The sequence below is a fragment of the Martelella sp. genome, assembly GCF_984369615.1.
In genome coordinates, this window is sequence record NZ_CFHTCS010000209.1 from 1 (window position 1) to 7,951 (window position 7,951).

Here is a 7,951-nt window from a genome sequence, read left to right on the forward strand (position 1 = left end):
TCGTCTCCCGCAAGATCACGACGACGGTAGACCGCATAGGCCATGGACCCCGCGCGGCGCACCGCCAGATTGCCGCTGTCGGGCCTTGCCGCAAGCACTGCCACATCGGCCTCGCGAAAGGCGAGCGCCAGCGACGGCGCGGCCGCGGCAAGGCAGATGCGAAAGCCATCCTCCGGCCCCTTTATCCGAAGCACATGATCGGCTGCGAAACCCGCAAGCCAGCTGTCGACGGCAATCGACACCCAGGGCATGGCAAATGCCTCGCCATGCCAGTCGGCAATCGCGTCAGCCACCGCCTGCATGCCGCTGACGCGTTCGAACAGCACTTCGCCGTCATGGGCCAGCCGATAGCCGCGCTGGGAGCGCAGAAACAGCGAGCGGCCGAGCGTGCGCTCCAGCGCCAGCATGCGCCGGCCGATGGTCGGCGCGGACAAGCCTGTGCGCTGGGCCGCGGCGCTGAGGCCGCCGAGTTCCGCGACCACATGAAAAAGCTGAAGATCATCCCAGTTCGGATCCGCCATCGCTGCCTGTTCCCGAAGCCTCTTTCCGCCCGTCCACATTACGGCCGCGACGACGCGGATGAACCGTTCACGGCTGAAACAGACGTTTCATCCGCGCTTCTACAGTTCCCGTCCCGAACGGACTAGGTCTTTTCAGCGCCGAAGAAAAGGCGACGCGCCGAAAGGAGGACGTGACATGATTGACTGGCTTTCCATCACCCGACGCAGGGCATTCAGGCCCCGCCCCTCGCTCGCCGATCCGCTGGAGGGCGAGGACTGGCGGGGGCACCAGTGGGCGGCCGCACTGATCAGCCGCCTCATGCGCCGGAGATAAGACGTCCGGCGCCGTCTGAAGCGCCGGGCTGCCTGCCCTCAGGCCCGCTCGCCGTTCTTCAACCGGTAGGAGGGCGCGTACATGGTCACGAGCTCCTCGGTCGCCGTCGGATGAACCGCCATGGTGCGGTCGAAATCATCCTTGGTGCAGCCGCCCTTCAGCGCCACGCCGATCAGCTGCGCCATCTCGCCGGCCTCATGACCGAGAATATGGGCGCCGACAACCTTGCGATCGGCGGCGTTGACGATCAGCTTCATCACCGTCTTCTCGTCGCGGCCGGACAGCGTCGCCTTCATCGGCCGGAATTTCGCCAGATAGACTTCGAGCTCGTCATAGCGCTCGGCCGCAACATCTTCCGGAAGACCGACCGTGCCGATCTCGGGCTGCGAGAACACCGCCGTGGCGATCAGGTCATGGTCCGGTTTCGTCGGGTTGTCCTTGTATTCGGTCTCGATGAAGCACATCGCCTCATGGATGGCGACCGGCGTCAACTGCACCCGGTCGGTCACATCTCCGAGCGCGTAGACATAGTCGACATTGGTGCGCGAATAGTCATCGACGACGATCGCGCCCTTCGCGTCTGTCTCGACGCCGATGGACTCAAGCCCGAGGCTCTTTGTGTTGGGCAGCCGGCCAAGCGCCATCATCACCTTGTCGACGTTGAACACGTGCCCCTGCTTGGTCTCCGCCTTGAGACGCCCGTCGGCGGCCTGGGACACATCGAGAATGGTGTCGCGGCAGACGACGCGAATACCCTTCTTCTCCATCGCCTCGCGCAAGTTCGTGCGCATGTCCATGTCGAAACCGCGCAGGATTTCCGGACCGCGATAGATCAGCGTCGTCTCGACGCCGAGGCCGTTGAAGATATTTGCGAACTCGACGGCGATATAGCCGCCGCCTGTGATCGCGATCGATTTCGGAAGCTCCTCCAGGTGGAAGGCTTCGTTGGAGGAAATGCACAGCTCCGAGCCCGGCATTTCCGGATGCGGATTGGGTGCGCCGCCAACGGCGATCAGGATCTTCTCCGCCGTCACTTCCTGGCCCGAGGCGTTGAGGCGCAGGCGATGCGGCCCGATGATCTCGGCGCGGCTTTCCAGGATTTCGGCGCCGGCATTTTCCAGGCCCTTGCGGTAGAGCCCTTCAAGGCGTCCGATCTCCTTGTCCTTGGCGGCGATCAGGTCCGGCCAGGAGAAACGGCGCTCACCCACATGCCAGCCATAGCCCGCAGCGTCCTCGAAATGTTCCGGAAACTGTGACGCGTAGACGAAGAGTTTCTTCGGCACGCAGCCGCGAATGACGCAGGTGCCGCCGAAGCGGTATTCCTCGGCGATCGCCACCCGCTTGCCAAGCCCCGCTGCAAGCCGCGCGGCGCGCACGCCGCCCGATCCTCCGCCGATAACAAAAAGGTCAAAATCGTAATCGGACATCGGGAGGCTCCTTCTGGACGTCAAGGTTTTGGAAAAGGTCGGGCCTGAATATGGCAATTCGCACCGGAAAAAAAAGACCGAAGGCGAAGCGAGAGCGGACTTGGGACGAAAACGGCAAAGGGCGCGCCGAACGGCGCGCCCTTGAAGAAAAAATCACAGCGCGCCGATTACTCGGCCGCCGGAGCCGAACCCGTCTGTTCAGCAATACGCGCGTTCAGTTCTTCCTGGGCCTGTTGATTGAGGTCGCGGGCGATGCCCCTTGCCCAGATGTCGCCGGCCTGGCTCAGTTCGCGCGCGGCGATCGGGCCGTACTGGATGAACTTCTGGCCGAGATCGGAGCTGTAGAAATCCGCCAGCTTCTGCAATTCTTCCTCGGTGAAGATATTGGCATAGATCTGCGCGCCTTCGTTCTCGAGGTCGGCGCGGCGCGGCGCAAGCGCGATCGCCGTGTCCGTGACGACTTCATCGATCAGCGAATGATAGTTCGGATAGACCTGCGTCATCTGCGACTGCACGAGATCTGCCTGATTCGGCAGGATCTCGTCGAACTGCGAGTTGATGCCCAGCGCATTGAGGGCGGCCTTGGCTGCCGCCAGATGCTCGGGCGACACATCCTGCGCGGCAGCAACGGAAAAGGCGCCAAGTCCCATTACCGTGGCGGCGATGGCCACGGAACGGCCGATCTTGGTGTGAAATCTCATAAAGGACTCCTGTCTACTCGGTTGCTTTGAGTGTGCGCACGCCACCGCCGGATGCCACGACGGCCAGCGTCGCTATATCGATAAACAGCCCGTGCTCCACAACGCCCGGGATGATATTGAGCGCCACGGAAAGAGCCTCTGCATCGGGAATGCGGCCAAATGATGCGTCGAGGATGTAATGCCCTCCATCGGTCATGAACGGGCCGTCGCCCGAGCGGCGCAGATCGAGCGACCCGGAAAGATCGAGGCGCGAGGCGGCCTTCTCGATTGCAATGCGCGTGGCGGCAAGTCCGAAGGGCATCACCTCGATCGGTAACGGAAAGGCGCCGAGATGGTCGACCACCTTCGTCTCGTCGGCGATCACGATCATCGCCTTCGAGGCCGAGGCCACGATCTTTTCACGCAGCAGCGCGCCGCCGCCGCCCTTGATCAGGTTCAGCGAGGGATCGATCTCGTCGGCGCCGTCGATGGTCAGGTCAAGTTCGGGCGATTCGTCGAGCGACTTCAGCTCGATCCCGAGTTCGAGGCACTGGCGGGCCGTTGCCTCCGACGTTGGCACGCCGATGACGTTGAAGCCGTTCGCCACTTTCTCGCCGAGCAACGCGATGAATTCACGCGCGGTACTGCCGGTTCCGATGCCGAGACGCATTCCGTCCTCGACGTATTCAAGCGCCGTTTCGGCGGCCTTGATCTTCAATTGACGCGCGTCCATGCGTCACATGCTCCTTCTGATATACGCTAAGGTGTTTACACGCCACAGGCGCTAAACAAAAGTCCTTTTGCAGGAAGCCTCGGCTTCGGCTCTATTGAATAGCATCGCAGCAAGGACACGAATATTGCAAACCACAATCGCGCGCAAACTTCGTGCCGATTGGCTGAGGACCGGCCTGCCCCTCCCGGACGCCGGCCGAAGCGCATCACCCCGGAAGGAAACCGAATGTCATCTCCGCTCGTCATCTTCGATCTGGACGGAACGCTCGTCGACACCGCGCCCGACCTGATCGAGAGTCTCAACCATGCCATCGCGCCGCAAGGCCTGCAGCCCTTCGATATATCGCAATTGCACCAGCTTGTCGGCAAGGGCGTGAAGGTCATGATCGAGCGGGCCTTCGCGTTGCGCGAGGCCGCGCTTGACGAAGAGACGTTTGAGGCCTGCTTCGACCGCTTCACCACCCACTACCGCGACGGCATGCCCGGCAAAAGCCGCCCCTATCCCGGCACGCGCGCGGCGCTCGATCGGCTGAAGGACGGGGGCTTCACGCTTGCCGTCTGCACCAACAAGCGCATGCCGCTGACCATGCCGCTTCTGACCAGTCTGGACCTTGCCGGCTATTTCGATGTCATCACCGGCGGCGACAGTTTCGAATACCGCAAGCCCGATCCGCGCCATGTCCTCGGCACCATCGCGCGCGCCGGCATGGACCCGCAAAACGCGGTGATGATCGGCGACAGCTCGAACGACATCGATGCCGCCAGGGGCGCCGACGTCGCCTCGGTGGCCGTTACCTTCGGCTATGCCGACCGGCCGGTCGAAAGTCTTGGCGCGAACCGGTTGATCAGCCATTTCGACGAACTGACGGCAGCGCTCCTCGAAGAGGTTCTCGTCCGCTGAAGCGGCAACGAAAAAGGCGCGCCGGGAGATCCGGGCGCGCCTTTCCTTACAGACGTGTGGTTTTCCGAGCCGGTCAGCTGCTGGCCTTGCGCGCCTGGCTTTCCGCCTCCAGGGCGCGGTTCAGATACATGTCGCGTTCATAGACGTCGTCATAATACTGGATGTCGCCGGTCGCATCCGGCCAGGCGGTGAAATAGGTCACATAGACCGGGAATTTCTCCGGCACGTCGACCGGCATGTTCTGGCCCGTCGCGATATTGGCCTCGATGTCCGATTCGGGAACGCCCAGCACGGCGGCGGCCATCTTGTTGGGCTCGGCGAGCCGCACGCAGCCGTGGCTGAGCGCGCGGACGTCACGTTCGAAATAGCTCTTCTGCGGCGTGTCGTGCATGTAGATCGCATGGTCATTGGGGAACAGGATCTTCAGTTGCCCCAGAGCGTTGCGCTCTCCCGGCGGCTGGCGCACGTCAACCATCGGGGCGGACGCCCAGTTGACCGAGGAGGACGACACGCGACGGCCGTTATAGCTCACCTCATAGCCGATCTGGTCGAAATAAGAGGGATTGGCCCTCAGTTTCGGCAGGTACTCATTGACGACGATCGACCGGGGAATGCCCCAATAGGGATTGAACTCGACGGTCTCGATCTCGTCACGGAAGAAATAGGTCTGGTTGCGCGTATTGCCGACAACGACGCGCATGTCGAAATTCTCGCCATTGTCGTCGTGGTAATAGACGCGGTAGGCCGGCTGGTTGATAAACACATAGCGCGGGCCGAAATCCTCCGGCAGCCACCGCAGCCGCTCCATGGCGGCGACCACCTTCTCGGCCCTGTCGTCATTGGTCTCGACATCGAAGGCCGCGATCGTCTTCGGGCCGACGACGCCGTCGACGTAGAGGCCCTGCGCATCCTGGAAGGCGCGCACCAGTTCGACCAGTTCGGGCGTGTATTCGGTTCCGCCGTCATAGGCGTCGAACACATCGGAATGGTCCTGGATGAAGGCCTTGGAACTCTTGCGCTTGATCGCCTTCACCAGCTTCGGCACATCCTCGTCATTTTCGCCGGGATGGATGAAGACGCCGCTGCGGAACACGATCGGTTCGACATATTCATGGTCGGCGCGCAGTTCCTTCAGCGCCGTCTTGAGCTCCTTGAACCGGTCGCTCTGCGGGTTGTAGCTCTCCATCAGCCCGGCGACGTTCTCGGCCTTGCCGAGCGCATTGATCGCCTCTTCCAGGTCAACGGGATTGCGCGGAAGGTCGTGGAACTCCGAAATCCGGTTCGGATCGACGCGGCCGCGCCTGGCATCCTGCATATAGGTCAGCACCTTGGCCGAAAGCGCCAGTTCGAAGCGCATCAGTTCGGCCTCGCGCGCGGCCTCGCCATCGGCCAGCGCGAGATCCGGGCGGTTGACCGAATAGTCGGAAGCGTCAAGCCCCCAGGCGTCGGCGCCGGCAAGGACGTCGAGCGCGGCTTCCGCCCTCGGGGTGATCGCCTCGTCGGAAACCCAGATCAGCTCGCCGCCATTCGCGTAATAGCCCTCGATCGCCGTCGCGACATCGTCGACGGCCTTGACCCGGGCATCGGTGAGGTAACGGCGGGGATCATTGCCGTCGATCGCGACCATGGTCTCGGCCGGGCCGGCATCGCTCATCGTCTCCGTCTCGAGCGCGGCGACTTCCGTCGACGTCTCGCCGCCTTCCGGCATCACGGTCTCTTCGGCGGAGATGGATCCGGTCACAACCGGATCGCGAACCTCGCTGATCGCGATGAAGCGCATCGAATCAGCCTTGTAGGTGTAATATTTCGGGGGCGCGACCTTCGGGGCGGAATAGGTGCGCTGCACCTGCTGTTGCTGCTGCGGCTGTTGTTCGACGACCGGCGCCCGGTCAGCCTCCTTGTTTCGGCCGCGCAGAATATCCATCAGTGTCAGGGCGCTGGCGGAGGACGGCACGAAGGCAGCCGAGACCGCGGCCGCGACGGCCACCGATGAGACGCGAACTAGAAGCTTGTTGCGCAATTTTTCACCCCGTTAGACAAAACCAAGAATTGAGACCACCTTACCTGCAATGGGCAGATCCCTCCAATAACAATTGTGCTATCGGAACAGGCCGGCGCGGCTGTGTTGACGAAAAACAACACAACCCCTTTGAAAGTTCCGGATCGGGGTCGCCTGATGTGAACACTATCAGCGCAGCATTAACAGTGCCTTAAGTTCAGGCGCGAGGCATTCCGACGGTATCAAGCCGACCTAAATCGAATAAACTGAAGCGCCTTGTTGACAGATCGGCCTTGAGCGCGCGATTGCATAGCCACGCTTTTCCGGCATGACGTCTTTCAAGTGTGCCCTTCCGCGGGCCGATGCACTGAGGTGGAGAAAACATGACTGATACCCGCACCGAAACCGATACATTCGGCCCGATCGAAGTGGCGGCCGACCGCTACTGGGGCGCACAGGCTGAGCGTTCGCTCGGTAATTTCAAGATCGGCTGGGAAAAGCAGCCGCTTTCCGTCGTTCGCGCGCTCGGCATCGTCAAGCAGGCCGCCGCCAGGGCAAACATGGCCCTCGGCCGGCTTTCGCCGGAGATCGGCAACGCGATCGTCAATGCCGCACAGGAAGTCATCGACGGCAAGCTCAACGACCATTTTCCGCTGGTCGTCTGGCAGACCGGCTCGGGCACGCAGTCGAACATGAATGCCAACGAGGTGATTTCCAACCGCGCGATCGAGATGCTCGGCGGCGAGATGGGTTCGAAGAAACCGGTCCATCCCAATGACCATTGCAATATGAGCCAGTCGTCGAACGACACCTACCCGACCGCCATGCACATTGCCTGCGCCGAGCAGATCGTTCACCACCTTCTGCCGAACCTGAAGCACCTGCAGGAGGCGCTCGCCGCCAAGGAAAAGGAATTCAAGGACATCATCAAGATCGGCCGCACGCATACGCAGGATGCGACGCCGCTGACGCTCGGCCAGGAATTTTCCGGCTACACCGCCCAGGTCGCCTCCGCGATTGCCCGGCTGGAACTGACGCTTCCGGGGCTTTATCAGCTTGCCCAGGGCGGCACGGCGGTCGGCACGGGCCTCAACGCGCCGATCGGCTTTGCCGAGAAGGTGGCGGAAGAAGTCGCCGAGATCACCGGCCTGCCCTTCATCACCGCGCCGAACAAGTTCGAGGTTCTGGCCGCCCATGACGCGATGGTCTTTGCCCACGGCGCGATCAACGCCGCCGCGATGGCCTGCTTCAAGATCGCCAACGACATTCGTTATCTGGCCTCCGGCCCGCGTTCGGGCCTCGGCGAACTGGCGTTGCCGGAAAACGAGCCCGGCTCCTCGATCATGCCCGGCAAGGTCAACCCGACCCAGAACGAGGC

At 62.4% G+C, this 7,951-nt stretch carries 8 protein-coding genes; 3 read left to right on the forward strand and 5 right to left on the reverse strand.

The window, feature by feature from the left end:
• On the reverse strand, positions 1 to 521 hold a 521-nt coding region (locus AC5DC2_RS15645; RefSeq protein WP_491699138.1), incomplete at its 3' end, for a LysR family transcriptional regulator.
• Between the two features lie 175 nt (positions 522 to 696).
• Between AC5DC2_RS15645 and AC5DC2_RS15650 the strand changes: the two genes are divergently transcribed.
• Positions 697 to 834 carry a hypothetical protein gene (locus AC5DC2_RS15650; protein ID WP_491699139.1) on the forward strand — a complete coding sequence of 46 codons (138 nt, stop codon included), beginning with the start codon at positions 697 to 699 and terminating at the stop codon, positions 832 to 834.
• A 38-nt stretch (positions 835 to 872) separates the two neighbouring features.
• Here AC5DC2_RS15650 and gor read toward each other — a convergent pair whose 3' ends face one another.
• From gor to rpiA, 3 genes are all read right to left on the reverse strand, one after another.
• On the reverse strand, positions 873 to 2,261 hold the full coding sequence (gene gor, locus AC5DC2_RS15655; RefSeq protein WP_491699140.1) for a glutathione-disulfide reductase: 1,389 nt from the start codon (positions 2,259 to 2,261) through the stop codon (positions 873 to 875).
• Between the two features lie 167 nt (positions 2,262 to 2,428).
• Positions 2,429 to 2,962 (reverse strand): DUF2059 domain-containing protein, encoded by a 534-nt coding sequence (locus AC5DC2_RS15660; protein WP_036236781.1) that lies wholly within the window; start codon positions 2,960 to 2,962, stop codon positions 2,429 to 2,431.
• 13 nt (positions 2,963 to 2,975) lie between these two features.
• On the reverse strand, positions 2,976 to 3,674 hold the full coding sequence (rpiA, locus tag AC5DC2_RS15665) for a ribose-5-phosphate isomerase RpiA (RefSeq protein WP_024707668.1): 699 nt from the start codon (positions 3,672 to 3,674) through the stop codon (positions 2,976 to 2,978).
• 225 nt (positions 3,675 to 3,899) lie between these two features.
• Between rpiA and gph the strand changes: the two genes are divergently transcribed.
• A complete protein-coding gene (gene gph / locus AC5DC2_RS15670; protein WP_491699141.1) occupies positions 3,900 to 4,574 on the forward strand; it encodes a phosphoglycolate phosphatase in 675 nt (224 codons plus the stop codon).
• Between the two features lie 73 nt (positions 4,575 to 4,647).
• On the opposite strand, the gene AC5DC2_RS15675 is transcribed toward gph, so the two are convergent.
• Positions 4,648 to 6,594: a L,D-transpeptidase family protein gene (locus AC5DC2_RS15675; RefSeq protein ID WP_491699142.1), complete on the reverse strand. Its 1,947-nt coding sequence runs from the start codon at positions 6,592 to 6,594 to the stop codon at positions 4,648 to 4,650.
• 362 nt (positions 6,595 to 6,956) lie between these two features.
• Between AC5DC2_RS15675 and AC5DC2_RS15680 the strand changes: the two genes are divergently transcribed.
• A partial coding sequence (locus AC5DC2_RS15680) for a class II fumarate hydratase (protein WP_491699143.1) occupies positions 6,957 to 7,951 on the forward strand: 995 nt, incomplete at its 3' end.

What these genes read in the sequence shown, in the direction of transcription:
- AC5DC2_RS15650 (WP_491699139.1), top strand. Translation starts at nt 697, where the DNA reads ATGATTGACTGGCTTTCCATCACCCGACGCAGGGCATTCAGGCCCCGC.
- gor (WP_491699140.1), bottom strand. Translation starts at nt 2,261, where the DNA reads ATGTCCGATTACGATTTTGACCTTTTTGTTATCGGCGGAGGATCGGGC.
- AC5DC2_RS15660 (WP_036236781.1), bottom strand. Translation starts at nt 2,962, where the DNA reads ATGAGATTTCACACCAAGATCGGCCGTTCCGTGGCCATCGCCGCCACG.
- rpiA (WP_024707668.1), bottom strand. Translation starts at nt 3,674, where the DNA reads ATGGACGCGCGTCAATTGAAGATCAAGGCCGCCGAAACGGCGCTTGAA.
- gph (WP_491699141.1), top strand. Translation starts at nt 3,900, where the DNA reads ATGTCATCTCCGCTCGTCATCTTCGATCTGGACGGAACGCTCGTCGAC.